Source organism: Streptococcus sp. 27098_8_186, from assembly GCF_041432055.1.
GTDB classification, from domain to species: Bacteria; Bacillota; Bacilli; order Lactobacillales; family Streptococcaceae; genus Streptococcus; species Streptococcus dentalis.
On sequence record NZ_JAPVYV010000008.1, the window covers coordinates 81,843 to 99,761 of the forward strand.

General features: G+C 35.5%; 17 protein-coding genes and 1 tRNA gene. 17 read left to right on the forward strand and 1 reads right to left on the reverse strand.

The window, feature by feature from the left end; genetic code table 11:
• The first annotated feature begins 125 nt into the window (after nucleotides 1-125).
• The 5 genes from O3602_RS08025 to O3602_RS08045 all read left to right on the forward strand — a co-directional run bounded on the left by O3602_RS08025 (nucleotide 126) and on the right by O3602_RS08045 (nucleotide 5,265).
• A complete protein-coding gene (locus O3602_RS08025; RefSeq protein WP_151379379.1) occupies nucleotides 126-1,307 on the forward strand; it encodes a S1C family serine protease in 1,182 nt (393 codons plus the stop codon).
• A 71-nt stretch (nucleotides 1,308-1,378) separates the two neighbouring features.
• Nucleotides 1,379-2,140 (forward strand): ParB/RepB/Spo0J family partition protein, encoded by a 762-nt coding sequence (locus tag O3602_RS08030; protein ID WP_003010781.1) that lies wholly within the window; start codon nucleotides 1,379-1,381, stop codon nucleotides 2,138-2,140.
• A 266-nt stretch (nucleotides 2,141-2,406) separates the two neighbouring features.
• Nucleotides 2,407-3,765 (forward strand): chromosomal replication initiator protein DnaA, encoded by a 1,359-nt coding sequence (gene dnaA / locus O3602_RS08035; protein WP_338323956.1) that lies wholly within the window; start codon nucleotides 2,407-2,409, stop codon nucleotides 3,763-3,765.
• 159 nt (nucleotides 3,766-3,924) lie between these two features.
• A complete protein-coding gene (gene dnaN / locus O3602_RS08040; RefSeq protein WP_003010786.1) occupies nucleotides 3,925-5,061 on the forward strand; it encodes a DNA polymerase III subunit beta in 1,137 nt (378 codons plus the stop codon).
• A 12-nt stretch (nucleotides 5,062-5,073) separates the two neighbouring features.
• Nucleotides 5,074-5,265 (forward strand): DUF951 domain-containing protein, encoded by a 192-nt coding sequence (locus O3602_RS08045; RefSeq protein ID WP_003002008.1) that lies wholly within the window; start codon nucleotides 5,074-5,076, stop codon nucleotides 5,263-5,265.
• A 35-nt stretch (nucleotides 5,266-5,300) separates the two neighbouring features.
• On the opposite strand, the gene O3602_RS08050 is transcribed toward O3602_RS08045, so the two are convergent.
• Nucleotides 5,301-5,795, reverse strand: coding sequence for a DUF1307 domain-containing protein (locus O3602_RS08050; RefSeq protein ID WP_151379378.1), 495 nt, complete (start codon nucleotides 5,793-5,795; stop codon nucleotides 5,301-5,303).
• Between the two features lie 156 nt (nucleotides 5,796-5,951).
• Here O3602_RS08050 and ychF point away from each other — a divergent pair, with 156 nt between their 5' ends.
• The 12 genes from ychF (at nucleotide 5,952) to O3602_RS08110 (ending at nucleotide 17,893) form a co-directional block, all read left to right on the forward strand.
• Nucleotides 5,952-7,067, forward strand: a complete 1,116-nt coding sequence (gene ychF, locus O3602_RS08055; protein ID WP_003009244.1) for a redox-regulated ATPase YchF — start codon at nucleotides 5,952-5,954, stop codon at nucleotides 7,065-7,067.
• A 68-nt stretch (nucleotides 7,068-7,135) separates the two neighbouring features.
• Nucleotides 7,136-7,705: an aminoacyl-tRNA hydrolase gene (gene pth / locus O3602_RS08060; RefSeq protein WP_003002186.1), complete on the forward strand. Its 570-nt coding sequence runs from the start codon at nucleotides 7,136-7,138 to the stop codon at nucleotides 7,703-7,705.
• Between the two features lie 4 nt (nucleotides 7,706-7,709).
• Entirely contained in the window at nucleotides 7,710-11,204 is a 3,495-nt protein-coding gene (gene mfd / locus O3602_RS08065; RefSeq protein ID WP_151379376.1) for a transcription-repair coupling factor, read from the forward strand.
• Between the two features lie 68 nt (nucleotides 11,205-11,272).
• Nucleotides 11,273-11,539 carry an RNA-binding S4 domain-containing protein gene (locus tag O3602_RS08070; protein ID WP_151379375.1) on the forward strand — a complete coding sequence of 89 codons (267 nt, stop codon included), beginning with the start codon at nucleotides 11,273-11,275 and terminating at the stop codon, nucleotides 11,537-11,539.
• The gene (locus O3602_RS08075) at nucleotides 11,532-11,900 is read left to right on the forward strand and encodes a septum formation initiator family protein (RefSeq protein WP_003010764.1); all 369 of its coding nucleotides are present in this window, start codon (nucleotides 11,532-11,534) and stop codon (nucleotides 11,898-11,900) included. Before O3602_RS08070 ends, O3602_RS08075 begins: the two co-directional genes overlap by 8 nt.
• 3 nt (nucleotides 11,901-11,903) lie before the next feature.
• Nucleotides 11,904-12,032, forward strand: coding sequence for an SP_0009 family protein (locus O3602_RS08080; protein ID WP_003002204.1), 129 nt, complete (start codon nucleotides 11,904-11,906; stop codon nucleotides 12,030-12,032).
• On the forward strand, nucleotides 12,025-13,290 hold the full coding sequence (locus tag O3602_RS08085; RefSeq protein ID WP_270300094.1) for a serine hydrolase: 1,266 nt from the start codon (nucleotides 12,025-12,027) through the stop codon (nucleotides 13,288-13,290). Before O3602_RS08080 ends, O3602_RS08085 begins: the two co-directional genes overlap by 8 nt.
• The gene (gene tilS / locus O3602_RS08090; protein WP_003010757.1) at nucleotides 13,290-14,564 is read left to right on the forward strand and encodes a tRNA lysidine(34) synthetase TilS; all 1,275 of its coding nucleotides are present in this window, start codon (nucleotides 13,290-13,292) and stop codon (nucleotides 14,562-14,564) included. The genes O3602_RS08085 and tilS overlap by 1 nt, the downstream gene beginning before the upstream one ends.
• A 4-nt stretch (nucleotides 14,565-14,568) precedes the next feature.
• Complete coding sequence (gene hpt, locus O3602_RS08095) at nucleotides 14,569-15,111, forward strand: hypoxanthine phosphoribosyltransferase (RefSeq protein WP_003018402.1); 543 nt, start codon at nucleotides 14,569-14,571, stop codon at nucleotides 15,109-15,111.
• Nucleotides 15,112-15,121: 10 nt separating this feature from the next.
• Nucleotides 15,122-17,095: an ATP-dependent zinc metalloprotease FtsH gene (gene ftsH, locus O3602_RS08100; RefSeq protein WP_371611482.1), complete on the forward strand. Its 1,974-nt coding sequence runs from the start codon at nucleotides 15,122-15,124 to the stop codon at nucleotides 17,093-17,095.
• Nucleotides 17,096-17,187: 92 nt separating this feature from the next.
• Nucleotides 17,188-17,259: transfer RNA gene (locus tag O3602_RS08105), tRNA-Glu, on the forward strand.
• A gap of 154 nt (nucleotides 17,260-17,413) precedes the next feature.
• The gene (locus O3602_RS08110; protein WP_003010759.1) at nucleotides 17,414-17,893 is read left to right on the forward strand and encodes a hypothetical protein; all 480 of its coding nucleotides are present in this window, start codon (nucleotides 17,414-17,416) and stop codon (nucleotides 17,891-17,893) included.
• Nucleotides 17,894-17,919: the final 26 nt, after the last annotated feature.

Genomic DNA, 17,919 nt, shown 5'->3' on the forward strand with positions numbered 1-17,919 from the left:
TTAAAGCCATTTCTCAACTAAACTCTACAGGTTATCCACAAATTGTGGATAACTTTAGTTATTTAAGATATAATTAAGAAAGTTTTTCTATACTCTAGACAATTTGATACCCTTAGGAGGAAAATATGAAATCTTCATCTAATTTACTAAAAAAAGTTGGAAGCATAGCCCTCATTTTTGTTGTGGGTTTTCTAGGTGGGATTCTTGGAACCTTTTTAACCTTACAAACATCTCATTCTTCTACTTCAAATACTGAAAGTAAGCAAGTCCACTCAACCACTGTTAAAACAGCTTATAAAAATACGACCTCAACTAGTGAAGCCGTCGATAAAGTGAAAAATGCTGTTGTTTCTGTAATTACTTATTCTGATTCTTCGAATCAAGGATTGTTTGAAAAAGAAGAAAACTCTGACTCACAAATTTCTAGTGAAGGTTCTGGAGTCATTTATAAAAAAGAAGGAAAATATGCCTACCTTGTTACCAATACCCATGTCATTAATGGTGCTAAAAAAGTAGATATTCTTTTAGCAGATGGTAATAAAGTCCCTGGAGAAGTAGTTGGATCAGATATCTATTCTGATATCGCAGTAGTTCGCATTAGTGCGGATAAAGCAAAGGCAGTAGCTGAATTCGGAGATTCAAACCAATTAACGGTTGGTGAGACTGCGATTGCGATCGGTAGCCCTCTTGGAACAGATTATGCTAATTCTGTTACCCAAGGGATTATTTCCAGCCAAGGCCGCAATGTGAAATTGAAAGCCGATAATGGACAAAATATCTCTACACGTGCCTTACAAACAGATGCAGCCATCAACCCAGGGAATTCTGGAGGTCCATTAATCAATATTCAAGGACAAGTCATTGGAATTACCTCAAGTAAAATTTCAAATAACGGACAAACTTCAGTAGAAGGAATGGGATTTGCAATTCCTGCAAATGATGTTGTCAATATTATCAAGCAACTAGAAGAAAAAGGAAAAGTGGTTCGACCAGCTCTTGGAATCCAAATGATGGATTTATCCAATCTTTCAACTTCTGATTTAAGCCAATTAAAACTTCCTGAAAAAATCTCTGGAGGAGTACTGGTTCGTTCAACACTTGAAAATATGCCTGCTTCAGATAAATTGCAACGCTACGATGTCATCACAAAGATTGATGATACAGATATCGAGTCAACTGCAGATTTACAATCTGCCCTTTATTCTCACCAAATCAATGATACGATCAAGGTCACATTCTATCGTGATGGAAAACAACAAACAACTTCTATCAAGTTGACAAAATCAACTGAGGATCTAAGCGATTAACTTTCACTTTCTTGACATACTTGTAAACACACCTTTACTAATTTGTAAAGGTGTGTTATTCTATTCATAAGATGGAAAAATTAGAAAAGATAGCAGTAAAGGACATTCGAACCAATCCTTTCCAACCAAGAAAAGTATTTGATCAAGAAAAATTAGAAGAACTGGCTCAGTCAATCAAAGAAAATGGCTTAATTCAACCCATTATTGTCAGAAAATCTCCAATAATTGGTTTTGAATTGCTTGCAGGTGAAAGACGGTTTAGAGCTTCAAAAATTGCTGGATTAGAGCTTGTTCCTGCGATTATTAAAGAGTTAACGGATCAAGAAATGATGCGACAAGCCATTATTGAAAATCTTCAACGAGAAGATCTCAATCCAATTGAAGAAGCTATCTCCTACCAGAAACTCGTTGATCATGGATATAAGCACGACCAAATCGCTCAATTTATGGGGAAATCTAGACCCTATATTAGCAATATGCTTCGCTTGTTACATCTAGCTCCCTCTGTTCAAGAAGCGGTCATTCAAAATGACATTTCTTCGGCTCACGCGCGTGTTCTCGTTCCTCTTGATGAAGAAGAGCAGCGCTTTTGGTTGGAGCGAATCAAACAGGATCATTTAAATGTTCGAACATTAGAAAACAAGATCAGTTCAAAAAGAAAACAGAAAAATAAAAAAATAAAAGAAAGTTTCCTACTAGAAGAGGAACAACGATTGAAAAAAATATTGGGAACAGAAGTGACGATACACTCCTCTTCGCAAAATAAAGGAACTATCCAAATTTCTTTTTCAAGTCTCGATGAATACCAACGAATTATCAACAGCCTAAAATAAGGCTGTTATTTTTATTTTTGTATCGACAAGTTTTTCCACCATAAAAATCTTTTGAAAATAGCAGAATAATAAGCATATTCTCTAGTTATCCCCACTTTGTGGATAACTTTTAAAAACAATGTGGATTTAAATCCACAACTTGTGGAAAAGTTTAAAAATATATTTTTATTCCTTGAAATTTAGCCTGTGGAAAACTATTGTCATTTGTGGTAGAATAGGAGTAAGTATGATTTGATACAATTCAAGAAAAGGAGGGAAGTCTGATAGTGTCACAAGAAGAGCAATTTTGGTCTCGTTTTTTAGAATTAGCTCAATTACAACTAAAAGATAGTGCCTATGATTTTTTTGTCGCTGATTCAAAATTAGTCAAAATCGATGGAGAGACGGCTACCATTTATCTTGATGGAAATTATAAAGAATTATTTTGGGAAACAAATCTAAAAAATGCTTTGATCACAGCCAGCTTTGAAGTCTACAATACAGATTTGAAGTTCCATTTCGTTTTTGAAGATACCGAAGAAATTCCTAGCAATCATAGCAGTGAGAATAGGAGATTATCTTCAGGTAGCTTAACAACTGAACCGTTGCCTAAAATTGATACAGGTCTGAAATCAAAGTACACCTTTGATAATTTTGTGCAAGGGGATGGAAATATTTGGGCGAAAGCAGCAGCGCTTGCAGTTTCTGAAAATCTTGCAACAACTTACAACCCTCTCTTTATCTATGGTGGGCCAGGGCTTGGAAAGACTCACCTATTGAACGCAATTGGAAATCAAATCCTAGAAAATATTCCAAATGCACGGGTTAAGTATGTTCCAGCAGAAACCTTTATTAATGAATTTTTAGAACACCTTCGATTAGGAGAAATGAAGACTTTCAAGAATACCTATCGAAGTTTAGATCTTTTATTGATTGATGATATCCAGTCACTTGGTGGTAAAAAAGTCACGACTCAAGAGGAATTTTTTAATACATTTAATGCGCTTCATAGCGACAACAAACAGATTGTTCTAACAAGCGATCGAAGTCCGGATCATTTAGATAGTCTTGAAGAGCGGTTGGTTACTCGTTTCAAATGGGGACTAACTCAAAATATAACACCGCCTGATTTTGAAACTCGGATTGCCATCTTACGAAATAAAATTGAAGATCTAGACTATATTTTTCCTAATGACACATTAGAATATCTAGCTGGTCAGTTTGATTCAAATGTCCGAGACTTAGAAGGTGCCTTAAATGATATTTCTTTAATGGCGAAGGTTAAGAAACTAAAAGAAATTACGATCGATGTTGCAGCTGAAGCTATTCGAGCTCGTAAAAACGATAATAGCAAGACGCTTGTTATTCCCATTGAAAAAATTCAGGAAGCGGTTGGAGCCTTCTATGGAGTCAGTGTAAAAGAGATCAAAGGTTCTCGAAGAGTTCAGAATATTGTCCTAGCACGACAAGTGGCTATGTATCTTTCAAGAGAGATTACGGACAACTCACTGCCTCGAATCGGAAAAGAATTCGGTGGGAAAGACCACACGACTGTCATTCATGCCTATGAAAAAATCAAAAGTATGGTCGATACAGATGATAATCTTCGACTCGAAATTCAAAGTATCAAGAAAAAATTAAATTAATCTGTGGATAACTTTCTCTAAACTTCTAGGGGTTATGCACAATTTTTAAACAAGTAACTTTTCAAGTCATAGACAGGATTCTGAGAGTTTTCCACAACTTCCACACAACCTACTATTACTATTAACTTACTAATCATAAAATAAATAAAAGGAATGACCATGATAAATTTTTCTATTAACAAAACTTTATTTTTACAAGCATTAAATACTACAAAAAGAGCGATCAGTTCAAAAAATGCTATCCCAATCCTTTCCACGATTAAAATTGATGTAACTCCAGAAGGAGTTGCCTTATCTGGATCGAATGGCCAAATTTCGATTGAAAACTTTATTTCTATCAAAGATGAAAATGCTGGTTTATTAGTGACCTCTCCAGGTTCTATTTTATTGGAAGCAACTTTCTTTATTAATGTGGTTTCAAGTTTACCAGATGTTACTTTAGATTTTAAAGAGATTGAACAAAAACAGGTTCTTTTAACAAGTGGAAAATCAGAAATTACACTTAAAGGAAAAGATGCAGATCAATATCCACGTATTCAAGAAATTGCTGCAAGTAATCCATTAGTTTTGGAAACAAAATTATTAAAACAATTAATTAATGAAACGGCATTTGCAGCAAGTGTACAAGAAAGTCGGCCAATTTTGACAGGTGTTCACTTTGTTCTATCGGATAATAAAGAGCTAAAAACAGTAGCAACAGACTCTCACCGTATGAGTCAAAAAGTGATTACACTGGATAAAAATGGAGACAACTTTGATGTTGTCATCCCAAGTCGCTCTCTTCGTGAATTCACCTCTGTCTTTTCTGATGATATTGAAACAGTTGAAGTTTTCTTTGCTAACAATCAAATTCTATTTAGAAGTGAACACATTAGTTTCTATACCCGTTTGCTAGAAGGAAATTATCCTGATACAGACCGTCTCATTCCAACAGAATTCAATACAGAGGCAACCTTCAATGTAGCCAACCTTCGATTTGCAATGGAGCGTGCTCGTCTTCTTTCAAATGCGACTCAAAACGGAACGGTTAAATTAGAGTTCAAAAATGGAGTGGTTTCTTCCCACGTTCATTCACCAGAAGTTGGGCGAGTAAATGAAGAGATCGATACGAGCGCCGTTTCAGGAGAGGATCTGTCCATTAGCTTTAATCCAACTTATTTGATTGAGGCGCTCAAAGCTATTGACAGTGAACAAGTTGTTATTCGTTTTATTTCTTCTGTTAGACCGTTTACATTGGTTCCAGAAGGAAATGAACAAGGGTTCATTCAATTGATTACGCCAGTTCGCACAAATTAACAAAGGTGAATCATGTATACGTTAGGTGATTTTGTAGAAATGAAAAAGCCTCACGCTTGTGTGATTAAAGAAACAGGCAAGAAGGCAAATCGTTGGGAAATTACGCGACTTGGTGCAGACATAAAAATCAAATGTAGCAATTGTGATCATGTGGTCATGATGAGTCGCCATGATTTTGAACAAAAAATGAAGAAAGTACTATAAAAGGTTCAGTCACATATGTGACTGAACCTTTTCGATTATTTTAATTCTTCAAATTTTCCATTTTTAACTTCTTTGAAACCAATAGATTTAAAAGATTTTAAGATACTTTCATAGCTAATATAGTCAATTTTGCTACTTTTTTGTTCAGTGATTAATTTTTTTTCTTGCAATACTTTTAAATCTGCTTTTGTATAATCAATAGTCGTTTTTTCTACAAAATATTCATCTTTATATTCTGCGGAATGAGAGTACCCTTTTACATCTTTGAATTCTTCATCGTAACTAGCAATGAGATTTTTTATTTCATCCTTTGACACACCAGCTCCTTTGTAATAAACTGTACTTACAGAATCAGTACTGATTAGTTTATCTCCCTGATGTTCTATGGTAATACGAACGTCTGATTTTCTATCTTGATTAATACTTTGAATATAAGTTTTTTCTACTGATTTTCCACAAGCACCCAATAGCAAGAGAGAAAAAATCGCAACAAAAGAAAGAAGAATAGATTTCCAATTTAGTTTTTTCATAATAAAACTCCTTTATCATTAATAGTTTGATTATAACATATTTTTTTATTTAGTAAAGGTTACACTTTAGTAATAATTCAGAATTTCTTTTCATCACTTGTCTTTTGAATTATGTTATAATGAAAGAGATTGAAATTTGAACGGAGAAAAAGAAAAATGGCATTAACAGCAGGTATCGTTGGCTTACCAAATGTTGGTAAATCAACCCTTTTTAACGCAATTACAAAGGCCGGAGCAGAGGCCGCAAACTATCCCTTTGCAACTATTGATCCTAATGTCGGGATGGTAGAAGTTCCAGATGAACGACTTCAAAAATTAACTGAAATGATTACTCCTAAGAAGACGGTTCCTACAACGTTTGAATTTACAGATATTGCTGGGATTGTGAAAGGGGCTTCTAAAGGAGAAGGACTTGGGAATAAATTCTTGGCTAACATCCGTGAAGTAGATGCCATTGTCCATGTGGTACGTGCTTTTGATGATGAAAATGTCATGCGGGAGCAAGGTCGTGAAGATGCCTTTGTCGATCCACTGGCAGATATTGATACCATCAATTTAGAATTAATTTTAGCCGACTTAGAGTCTGTTAATAAACGTTATGCGCGTGTAGAAAAAATTGCTCGCACACAAAAAGATAAAGATTCTGTTGCTGAATTTAATGTTCTACAAAAAATCAAACCAGTTCTTGAAGATGGTAAATCAGCTCGTACCATTGAATTCACAGAGGAAGAACAAAAAGTGGTGAAGGGACTTTTCCTTTTGACTACCAAACCAGTTCTTTATGTAGCAAATGTGGATGAAGATGTTGTTGCAGATCCAGACTCTATTGACTATGTGAAGCAAATTCGTGACTTTGCGGCAACAGAAAATGCGGAAGTAGTTGTGATTTCTGCGCGTGCTGAGGAAGAAATTTCTGAACTGGATGATGCAGATAAACAAGAATTTTTAGAGGCGATTGGCCTAACAGAGTCTGGAGTTGATAAACTTACACGTGCAGCTTACCATTTATTGGGACTCGGTACTTATTTCACAGCTGGTGAAAAAGAAGTGCGTGCTTGGACTTTCAAACGTGGCATGAAAGCTCCTCAAGCAGCTGGAATCATCCACTCTGATTTTGAAAAAGGATTTATTCGTGCTGTGACCATGTCCTATGATGATTTGGTTAAATACGGTTCTGAAAAGGCTGTAAAAGAAGCAGGACGTTTGCGTGAAGAAGGAAAAGAATATGTTGTCCAAGATGGGGACATCATGGAATTCCGTTTTAATGTATAAGAGAGTTAAAAAGATGTAAAGGTTGGAAAAAATATTTCCAACCCTTTTAGTGTTTTGAAAGGAAAGAGATGACGAAATTAATTGTTGGATTGGGAAATCCAGGTGATAAGTATGTTGAAACCAAACACAATGTAGGCTTTATGTTAGTTGATCAAATGGCAAAGTCTTTAAATCTTACTTTCTCCCATGATAAGATTTTTCAAGCTGATATCGCCTCAACATTTTTGAATGGCGAAAAGGTCTATTTTGTAAAGCCAACCACTTTCATGAATGAAAGTGGAAAAGCAGTCCATGCCCTTCTGACTTATTATGGTCTGGATATTGAAGATCTTTTGGTTATTTACGATGATTTAGATATGGAAGTTGGCAAGATTCGTCTTCGAGCGAAAGGATCAGCTGGAGGTCATAACGGAATCAAATCGATTATCAATCATATTGGAACTCAGACTTTTTATCGAATTAAGATTGGAATTGGAAGACCTAAGCAAGGCATGTCAGTTGTTCATCATGTCTTAGGAAAATTTGATAAAGACGATTACATCACTATTCTACAAACAATCGATCGAGTAGAAGAAGCGGTTAACGATTACTTGGTAGAAGAAAATTTTGAAAGAAGCATGCAGAAATACAACGGGTAAGTAGATGAATGTAATTGATTTAGTGAGTCAAAACTCCAACCTTCTATCCTGGCAACAAGGTTTGCAGAAAACTAATAGGGAATTGATCTTAGGATTGTCTGCGACTACAAAGGCAATTGTAATGGCTTCAGCCTTTGATTCTATTGAAAAAGCAGTCCTCATCACTTCCAGTTATAACGAAGCGGAACGATTGGCCAGTGATTTTATTGCCTTGCTTGGAGAAGAGAAAGTCCATACATTTTTGGGAGATGATAACCCTTTAGCAGAATTTGTTTTTGCTTCACAAGAAAGGCAATTTGCACGATTAGAGGCTTTGAACTTTTTATGTCAAGAGGATCGTCAAGGTATCCTTGTGACCAATGTGAGTGGTATAAAACTACTATTACCTTCTCCTAAAGTTTTTGCATCTAGCATTTTTCAATTGAAGGTTGGTCAAGAAATAGACTTAACTACTCTGAGTGAAACATTACAGAAGATTGGCTATCAAAAGGTGAGCCAAGTTTTGCAACAGGGAGAGTTTAGTCTACGAGGAGATATTTTAGATATCTTTGAGATCGAACAACTCCAACCCTATCGGATTGAATTTTTCGGAGATGAGATTGATGGAATCCGAATCTTTGACCCAGAAAGTCAGCGTTCTGTTGAAAATGTTGAAGAAGTTCAACTGAAGGCAGTGAGTGATCTATTGTTGCAAGAGGAAGATTTTATCCGTGGTCAGCAGCAAATAGAACAATTGCAAAAACAGAGCGCGAATAAAGAATTTAAATCTTATCTAGCAGAAATTCTGGGAGATATTTCTCAAAGGAAACTCCATCCGGATCTTAGAAAATTTATTAGTTTCTTTTACAAGAAACAATATACTCTATTCGATTATCTTCCTAAACACACTCCAGTCTTTCTGGATGATTATCAAAAAATAGCCGATCAAATAGCGAGATTTGAACTAGATACAGCTAATCTCTTGACGGAAGATTTACATAAAAATAGAGCTTCTTCTCGCCAAGTGTATTTTGCAGATACCAGTACAACATTACGAAAATATACGCCTGCAACTTATTTTTCAAACTTTCAAAAAGGATTGGGAAATCTGAAGTTTGATCATTTATATCAATTCAATCAATATCCCATGCAGGAGTTTTTTGGACAATTTGATTTACTAAAAGAGGAAATTGAACGGTATCGAAAATCAAACTATACTGTTATTGTCCAAGCAACTTCTCATCACAATCTTCAACAGCTCCATAAAAATTTAGAAGAGTATGGGATTCGATTGGATTATATTGATGGAGATGCGATCATTCCTCAAGCTAGTCAATTAGTTGTTGGAGGATTAGCTCACGGTTTTCAATTTGTTGATGAAAAAATTGTCTACATTACAGAATCAGAGATTTATCAGAAAAAGATCAAACGAAAGATTCGCAGGCAAAATATTTCCAATGCAGAACGTCTAAAAAATTATAATGAACTAGAAAAAGGGGACTATGTTGTTCACCAAGTTCATGGTATTGGTCAATATTTGGGAATTGAAACGATTGAAATTTCGGGTGTCCATCGTGATTATGTTTCAATTCAATATCAAAATGGAGATCGCATTTCGATTCCTGTCGATCAGATTCAGATGTTGTCCAAATACGTTGCAAGTGATGGAAAAACGCCAAAAATTAATAAGTTAAACGATGGGCGTTTCCAAAAAACGAAGCAAAGGGTTCAGACACAGGTGGAGGACATTGCGGATGATTTGATAAAACTCTATGCGGAGCGTAGTCAATTAGAAGGCTTTGCTTATTCTTCAGATGATGAAAATCAAGAGGCTTTTGAACAAGATTTTCCATATATTGAAACAGATGATCAATTACGTTCCATTGAAGAAATCAAAAAAGATATGGAATCAAATCGTCCGATGGACCGATTGCTGGTTGGAGACGTCGGTTTTGGGAAAACAGAGGTCGCTATGCGAGCAGCCTTTAAGGCAGTAAATGATCATAAACAAGTAGCAGTGCTGGTTCCTACCACTGTTCTTGCCCAACAACATTATGCCAATTTTAAGGAGCGTTTTGAATCTTTTGCAGTAGAGGTTGCTGTTTTAAGTCGTTTCCAGAGTAAGGCAGAGCAGAAAGAAACGCTTGAAAAGTTGAAAAAAGGACGAGTGGATATTATTATTGGAACTCACCGGCTCTTGTCCAAAGATGTTGTTTTTTCAGACTTAGGTTTAATTGTGATCGATGAAGAACAACGTTTTGGAGTGAAGCATAAAGAAACCTTGAAAGAATTGAAAAAAAAGGTGGATGTGCTTACCTTGACAGCTACCCCTATACCTCGAACTCTTCACATGTCTATGCTAGGAATTCGAGATTTGTCTGTCATTGAAACACCTCCGACCAATCGATATCCTGTGCAAACTTTTGTACTAGAGACCAATCCAACTATTATTCGAGATGCTGTGTTGCGGGAGATGGATCGTGGAGGTCAAGTGTACTATCTTTACAACAAGGTAGATACGATTGAGCAAAAAGTATCCGAGTTAAAAGAGTTGATTCCAGAGGCTTCGATTGGCTTTGTTCATGGCCAAATGAGTGAAGTTCGCTTAGAAAATACCTTGTTGGATTTCATTAATGGCGAATACGATGTCTTAGTGACGACAACCATTATTGAGACAGGTGTGGATATTCCAAATGCCAATACACTCTTTATTGAAAATGCGGATCATATGGGACTTTCAACGCTTTATCAACTAAGAGGTCGTGTAGGAAGAAGCAATAGAATTGCTTATGCTTATTTGATGTATCGTCCAGACAAATCTCTTACAGAAGTGTCTGAAAAACGTTTAGAAGCTATTAAAGGTTTTACTGAGTTGGGGTCTGGATTTAAAATTGCTATGCGAGATCTATCGATCCGTGGAGCAGGGAATATCCTTGGAGCTTCTCAATCTGGTTTCATCGATTCAGTTGGTTTTGAAATGTATTCTCAATTGTTAGAAGAAGCTATTGCTAAGAAACAAGGTCAAGAGCATCGCAGGCAAAAGAACAATGCAGAGTTGAACCTTCAAATAGATGCATATTTGCCTAATGAATATATTTCAGATCAACGTCAAAAAATTGAAATTTACAAACAAATTCGTGAAATAAATTCTGCGACGGACTATGAATACTTGCAAGATGAATTGATTGATCGTTTTGGAGAATACCCAGATGTTGTCGCCTACCTACTTGAAATTGGTTTAGTGAAAGCTTACTTGGATCAAGTCTTTGTCCGTCTTGTTGAGAGAAAACAACAAAAAGTGATAGTGAAATTTGAACCTATTGCCAAACAACTGTTTTTAACACAGGATTATTTCAAAGCTCTATCAATGACACAGTTAAAGGCACAGATTGCAGAAGAAAAAGGATTGATTGAAGTGATCTTTGATATTCGAAATAAGAAAGATTTTGAAATTTTAGAAGCTCTGAAGCAATTTGGTCAAACCTTATTGGAAATTAAACAGGAAAAAGAAGAGAACTAGCAGTTCTTAGCTCATTTTTCGCATTTTATGTATAAAAAATGATACAATACTATGTTAGAGGTGACAGTATGAGATTAGATAAATATTTAAAAGTTTCTCGCATTATTAAGCGTCGTCCTGTTGCAAAGGAAGTTGCAGATAAAGGGCGAATCAAAGTCAATGGAGTATTAGCCAAAAGTTCAACGGATTTGAAAGTGAATGATCAAATTGAAGTTCGTTTTGGAAATAAAGTATTGACGGTTAAAGTCTTGGAAATGTTGGATAGTACAAAAAAAGAAGATGCATTCAAAATGTACGAAATAATTAGTGAAACAAGGATAGAAGAAGATGCCTAAAAATATCGTTCAAATGAACAATAAATATATCAAAGACGAAAGCCAGCGAAAACGTTTTTTAGAAGAAGAAAGAAAAAAACGCAATCGTTTTATGGGACTCGTCTTGATATTGGTCATGTTACTGTTTATTCTTCCAACATATAATTTAGCCCAGAGCTATCAATCACTACAAGATAAAAAAGAACAATACAAACAGTTGGAAAAAGAGTATAAAGAAACAAGTGAACAAAAAGAATACCAACAAGACATCGCTAAAAAATTAAAAGACGATGATTATGCAACAAAATATGCACGCGCTAAGTATTCTTTTTCAAAAGATGGTGAATATGTTTATACCATCCCAGATTTACTCCCACAATAACCGATGGAAAATATCTTACAAACAGTTAAACAATTTCTTGAATTTTCGGATGAAAAATTAGAGGAATTAAAAAAGAAAAACCAAATGATCAAACTTCAAAAGGATGAAAATGAAAGGAATACAGGTGTCTAAACGATTTCTGCTCCTATTGTTAGTTCCAATTTTATTTATTGGGTCTCAAGCAGCGAGTATCGAGCAGTCTGAGTCTTCTCAGACAATGGCTCATCCATCAGAACTTTATTTTTCTTCAATTCCAGCGAACCCTAATGTCTATCGCAAAATTTCTGTTTTTTCTGATCCTCAGTTGAAAAAAGCAAAAGGAGAAATTCTCCCCAACACACCGTTTACAATCGAACAACTCTTTGTAAATGATGAAGGGAAAGCTGTTTTTAAAATAGCAGATAAAGGATATGTATTAGCAGATTCTTCTGTCATTTTTTCTGATGTTGTGCAAGAAACACAAGAAAAAAAACAAGACATGTGGCTAAAACCTGGTTTTAAAGTGTATGACCGACCCTTAATAAATGGTACAAAAGAAAAAAATACACCTCTTTCTCCTTATACAAAAGTGACAGTCTTACGTACAGCTAAGACTTTACGAGATGAGTTTGTGGAGATTGAAGGTCAGGGTTGGGTGAACAAAGCATTCGTTACTGAAAAAGATAATCGAATGGAAAAAGTCCAGGACTTGTTAAATAGTAAATACAATTCTCCTTCGTATGGAATCTATGTAAAACAATTAACGACTGGAAATACTGCTGGAATCAATCCGCAAAAAGAAATGTATTCTGCTAGTGTCACAAAATTACCATACTTGTACTATGTCCAAGAACAGCTTAATAAAAAAGCCATTTCTCCAACTACAACCTACAAATATATTCCAGAAGTCAATGATTTTAAAGGTGGCTATGAACCAGAAGGAAGTGGTAGCCTTTCAAAAACACCAGATGGAAAAGAATACAGTGTTCAAGAGTTGGTAGATAAAATTGCAAAAGAATCAGATAATGTTGGACATAATATCTTGAATTATTATGTCACTCATCAATCAGATCAAGACTTCCAAAAAACTTTGGATAAAATTGCAAAGAAACATTGGGATGTTGAAAAAAGAGAAGCATCCGCTGAAATGGCTGGCAATGTCATGGAGGCTATCTATCAACAAAATGGCCCTATTATTGATGCACTCTCCTCGACAAAATATGATGATCAACGGATTGCGCGTGACATTCCAGTAAAAGTTGCTCATAAAATTGGAGATGCCTATGATTTTAGACATGATGTTGCGATTGTATACACAAATTCACCCTATGTAATAGCCATTTTTACAGATCATTCGAATTATGATACGATTTCCAACATTTCAAAAGATATCTATGAGGTATTGAAATAATGGAAAAGCGATTTTTAGAGTTTTGTGAAAAACAAGATCTATTTACTCCCCATCGCCGTGTTTTGGTTGCCTTATCTGGTGGATTGGATTCAATGAATCTGTATGAACTTTTATATAAGAATAAAGAACGATTGAAAATCCATCTGGTACTCGCTCATGTCAATCATGGACAAAGACCAGAATCAGATTTAGAAGAAAGTGAACTTCGAACGCTAGCTGATAGGCGAGAGACACGTATTCATGTGGCTCACTATTCGGGTGATTTTACAGAAGCAAAAGCTCGTACCTTTCGTTATGATTTTTTTAAACAGATTATGGAGAAAGAGGATTGCACCGCTTTAGTAACAGGTCATCATGCAAACGATCAAGCTGAAACAACTTTCATGCGCTTGATACGAGGAACTAAATTACGTCACTTAAGTGGCATTTCTGTACGCCAACCATTTGGCAAGGGTGAGCTAATCCGTCCTTTGTTAACTTTTACCAAAGATGAGTTGATGAAAATCCCTCACTTTGAAGATAGTAGCAATGACTCACAGGATTATTTTCGCAATCGTGTACGCCATCAATACCTTCCAGAATTTGAAAAAGAAAATCCTCAAATACAAGCAAGTCTTCGTTATTTAGCAGAGGAAGTGACTCATTGGCACCAAGCATTGAAAGAATTGACTAGCGAGTTAACTATTCAAGATTTAGCTTCTTTTAGAACGTATTCTGATTCTGTACAATCATTCTTATTAGAAGAGTATCTGGCACAATTTCCAGATTTGCAACTTGGTAGGGTACAGTTTCAAGAATTATTAAATTTACTGCGAAAAAAAAGAAATTGCGTTCATTATTTAAAGTCGAATTATGAACTACATCAAGAATATGATTTCTTTGAAATACAAAAAATCAGTCAAAAGTCTGATGACCACCCCCTCCCGCTTTTGTTAGAATTTGGGAATATCTTTGAAATTGCAAATTATAAACTATCTTTTGGACAACTATTAGTAGGGAAAAATGTAGAAATTCTTTCTGTTTCACGCGAAAGCCCCATCTTAATTAGAGGGAGAAAGGAAGGAGATCAGTTGCTTATTAATGGCCACCATCAAAAATTAAGACGGTGGTTTATCAACCATAAAATTCCAATTTCTCTTCGGGAAAAGGCTCTCATTATAGAACAAAATCATAATATTCTTTCTGTAGTGGGATTGGTAACGAGTGATTTGAGTCAACCCTCAAAAAGTGGTATAATGAAAGATAGTCTTTATATTCAAAAAATAGATAGGTAAAAACATGTTAGAAAAAGATATAAAAAAAGTATTGGTTTCACATGATGAAATTGTAGAAGCAGCAAAGAAATTGGGTGAAACCCTAACAAAAGAGTACCAAGGAAAAAATCCAATTTTTGTTGGGATTTTGAAAGGCTCTGTTCCATTTATGGCAGAGTTGATCAATCACGTGGATACACATATTGAATTGGATTTTATGCTGGTTTCAAGTTATCATGGTGGGACAGCAAGCTCAGGTATTATTAATATTATCAAGGATATCGACCAAGATATTACTGGTAGAGATATTTTATTTGTAGAAGATATTATCGATACAGGTAAAACCCTCAAGAGTCTAAAAGAACTTTTTGAAGAACGAAATGCGGCATCTGTAAAGATTGCTACCTTACTGGATAAACCTGAGGGACGTTTGGTTGAGATTGAAGCAGATTACACCTGCTTTACGATTCCAAATGAGTTTGTTGTAGGATATGGTTTAGACTATGATGAAAATTATCGTAACCTACCCTATGTTGGTGTATTAAAAGAGGAAGTGTACTCAAAATAGAGGAGACTAGATGAATAACAGAAAAAATAACGGTTTTGTTCGAAATCCATTTCTGTATTTGTTGATTATTGTAGCAGCTGTGACAGGATTCCAGTACTTTTTTGCGGGTAATGGAGTTGGTCAAAGTCAGCAAATCAACTACACAGAATTGGTCAAAGAAATTAAAAATGATAATGTCAAAACGATCAGTTACCAACCAAATGGTAGTGTGATTGAAATTGCAGGGACCTATAATAAAGCAAAAGAATCAAAAGAAGATACAGGAATTCAATTTTTTACCCCAAGTGTTCAAAAAGTAACTCGCTTTACTAGTGTCATCCTTCCATCTGATATCACCGTCAATGAATTACAAAAATTAGCAGCTGACCACAAAGCAGAAATCACCATCAAGCGTGAGAGCTCAAGTGGCATGTGGATAACAATTCTCACTTCAATTGTTCCATTTGTTATCGTCATGTTCTTCTTCTTCTCAATGATGAACCAAGGCGGTGGCGGAGGTGCCCGCGGTGCCATGAACTTTGGTCGCAATAAAGCCCGTGCTGCTAATAAAGAAGATATAAAAGTTCGTTTTTCAGATGTAGCAGGGGCTGAAGAAGAAAAACAAGAACTTGTTGAAGTTGTTGAATTTTTAAAAGATCCAAAACGCTTTACTAAATTGGGTGCAAGAATCCCAGCAGGAGTGCTTCTTGAAGGCCCTCCGGGAACTGGTAAAACACTTTTAGCAAAAGCAGTAGCTGGTGAAGCTGGGGTGCCATTCTTCAGTATCTCTGGTTCTGACTTCGTTGAAATGTTTGTCGGAGTCGGTGCTAGCCGGGTTCGTTCACTTTTTGAAGATGCTAAAAAAGCAGCACCAGCCATTATCTTTATCGATGAAATTGATGCTGTTGGGCGCCAACGTGGTGTAGGTCTTGGTGGCGGAAATGATGAACGTGAGCAAACCCTCAACCAACTCTTGATTGAGATGGATGGTTTTGAAGGTAATGAAGGAATCATCGTTATCGCAGCAACTAACCGTTCGGATGTCCTTGACCCTGCCCTTCTTCGTCCTGGTCGTTTTGACCGTAAAGTATTGGTTGGGCGTCCAGATGTGAAAGGTCGTGAGGCGATTCTTCGTGTTCACGCTAAGAATAAGCCACTTGCTCAAGATGTCGACTTGAAATTGGTTGCTCAACAGACACCAGGATTTGTCGGTGCTGATCTCGAAAATGTTTTGAACGAAGCAGCCTTGGTTGCAGCACGTCGAAATAAAAAAGTAATTGATGCTGCAGATATCGATGAAGCAGAAGATCGTGTTATTGCAGGTCCATCTAAGAAAGATCGGACGATTTCACAAAAAGAACGTGAAATGGTTGCTTATCACGAAGCTGGTCATACGATCGTTGGTCTGGTCTTATCAAATGCTCGTGTGGTCCATAAAGTTACCATTGTTCCACGTGGTCGCGCAGGCGGTTACATGATTGCCCTTCCTAAAGAAGATCAAATGTTACTTTCTAAAGAAGACATGAAAGAACAATTAGCAGGGCTCATGGGAGGACGTGTTGCCGAAGAAATTATTTTTAATTCGCAAACAACCGGTGCTTCAAATGACTTCGAACAAGCAACCCAAATGGCGCGTGCGATGGTAACAGAATATGGTATGAGTGAAAAACTTGGACCTGTTCAATATGAAGGAAATCATGCAATGTTTGGTGCTCAAAGCCCACAAAAAATGATTTCAGAACAAACGGCTTACGAAATTGACGAAGAAGTTCGTGGTCTGTTGAATGAAGCCCGTAATAAAGCTGCGGAAATTATTCAAGGAAATAGAGAAACGCATAAACTGATTGCTGAAGCTCTATTAAAATATGAAACCTTGGATAGTGTTCAAATTAAATCATTATACGAAACAGGAAAAATGCCCGAAAATTCAGAGCATGAATTAGAAGAAGAAGCAAAACCTTTATCATATGATGAAATTAAGTCAAAATTAGAAGAAAACAACTAATTTAAAAGAAGGAAAATATTTCCTTCTTTTTTTTATAAAAAAAGTGTTGACAGAGTAAAAATATTCTGTATAATAGAATATGTTGTAAAAATGGTCCGTTGGTCAAGGGGTTAAGACACCGCCTTTTCACGGCGGTAACACGGGTTCGAATCCCGTACGGACTATCGATAAACTGTCACCAAGTGGCAGTTTTTTTGTGTATTTGGGCAAAATAGTTAAAAATAATAACCAAATAGTTAAAAAAACGTGCAGAATAGAAAAAAAGTCCAATGGGCTTCTTTATTTTTATAAAATACAGATAAAAGTAAAGGAGAGCTTATGGAATTTAATAAAATGTATCAAAAAGTAAAATATATTGTAAGAAAATGTGAAAAAGAATATTATATTCAATTATGGGAAAAAGACGATTGGGAACAGGAAGGTCAGCTAACTCTATTTGAACTTTATCAAAAAAATCCTGAAATAGAAACAAATGAAGAGTTGCTTTATACATATTTTAAAACAAAATTTAGAAATCATATTAAAGATAAAATAAGACAACAGGAAAGTGATAAAAGAAAAATTAATAGACTTCCATATATTGAAATTGGAGAAATTAGCCACAGAATTTCATCAAGAAAAATATATTTAGATGAACTGGTTGTTTTAAGAGATTCTTTAAAACGTTTTAAAGAAAAATTAACAGTAAAAGAAAAAGAACAATATGAAGCATTACTAGCAAACAGAAGATGTCTAGGAAAAACAAAAATGAAAAAGAAATTAGAGAACTATTTAAAGGATTTTAAAAATTCAATTTAAAAACTGAAAGTTAAGAGTATTTAAAT

Bases quoted from the DNA above. Each gene is read 5' to 3' on its own strand.
- O3602_RS08025 (WP_151379379.1), top strand. From the start codon at position 126: ATGAAATCTTCATCTAATTTACTAAAAAAAGTTGGAAGCATAGCCCTC.
- O3602_RS08030 (WP_003010781.1), top strand. From the start codon at position 1,379: ATGGAAAAATTAGAAAAGATAGCAGTAAAGGACATTCGAACCAATCCT.
- dnaN (WP_003010786.1), top strand. From the start codon at position 3,925: ATGATAAATTTTTCTATTAACAAAACTTTATTTTTACAAGCATTAAAT.
- O3602_RS08045 (WP_003002008.1), top strand. From the start codon at position 5,074: ATGTATACGTTAGGTGATTTTGTAGAAATGAAAAAGCCTCACGCTTGT.
- O3602_RS08050 (WP_151379378.1), bottom strand. From the start codon at position 5,795: ATGAAAAAACTAAATTGGAAATCTATTCTTCTTTCTTTTGTTGCGATT.
- ychF (WP_003009244.1), top strand. From the start codon at position 5,952: ATGGCATTAACAGCAGGTATCGTTGGCTTACCAAATGTTGGTAAATCA.
- pth (WP_003002186.1), top strand. From the start codon at position 7,136: ATGACGAAATTAATTGTTGGATTGGGAAATCCAGGTGATAAGTATGTT.
- mfd (WP_151379376.1), top strand. From the start codon at position 7,710: ATGAATGTAATTGATTTAGTGAGTCAAAACTCCAACCTTCTATCCTGG.
- O3602_RS08070 (WP_151379375.1), top strand. From the start codon at position 11,273: ATGAGATTAGATAAATATTTAAAAGTTTCTCGCATTATTAAGCGTCGT.
- O3602_RS08075 (WP_003010764.1), top strand. From the start codon at position 11,532: ATGCCTAAAAATATCGTTCAAATGAACAATAAATATATCAAAGACGAA.
- O3602_RS08080 (WP_003002204.1), top strand. From the start codon at position 11,904: ATGGAAAATATCTTACAAACAGTTAAACAATTTCTTGAATTTTCGGAT.
- tilS (WP_003010757.1), top strand. From the start codon at position 13,290: ATGGAAAAGCGATTTTTAGAGTTTTGTGAAAAACAAGATCTATTTACT.
- hpt (WP_003018402.1), top strand. From the start codon at position 14,569: ATGTTAGAAAAAGATATAAAAAAAGTATTGGTTTCACATGATGAAATT.
- ftsH (WP_371611482.1), top strand. From the start codon at position 15,122: ATGAATAACAGAAAAAATAACGGTTTTGTTCGAAATCCATTTCTGTAT.
- O3602_RS08110 (WP_003010759.1), top strand. From the start codon at position 17,414: ATGGAATTTAATAAAATGTATCAAAAAGTAAAATATATTGTAAGAAAA.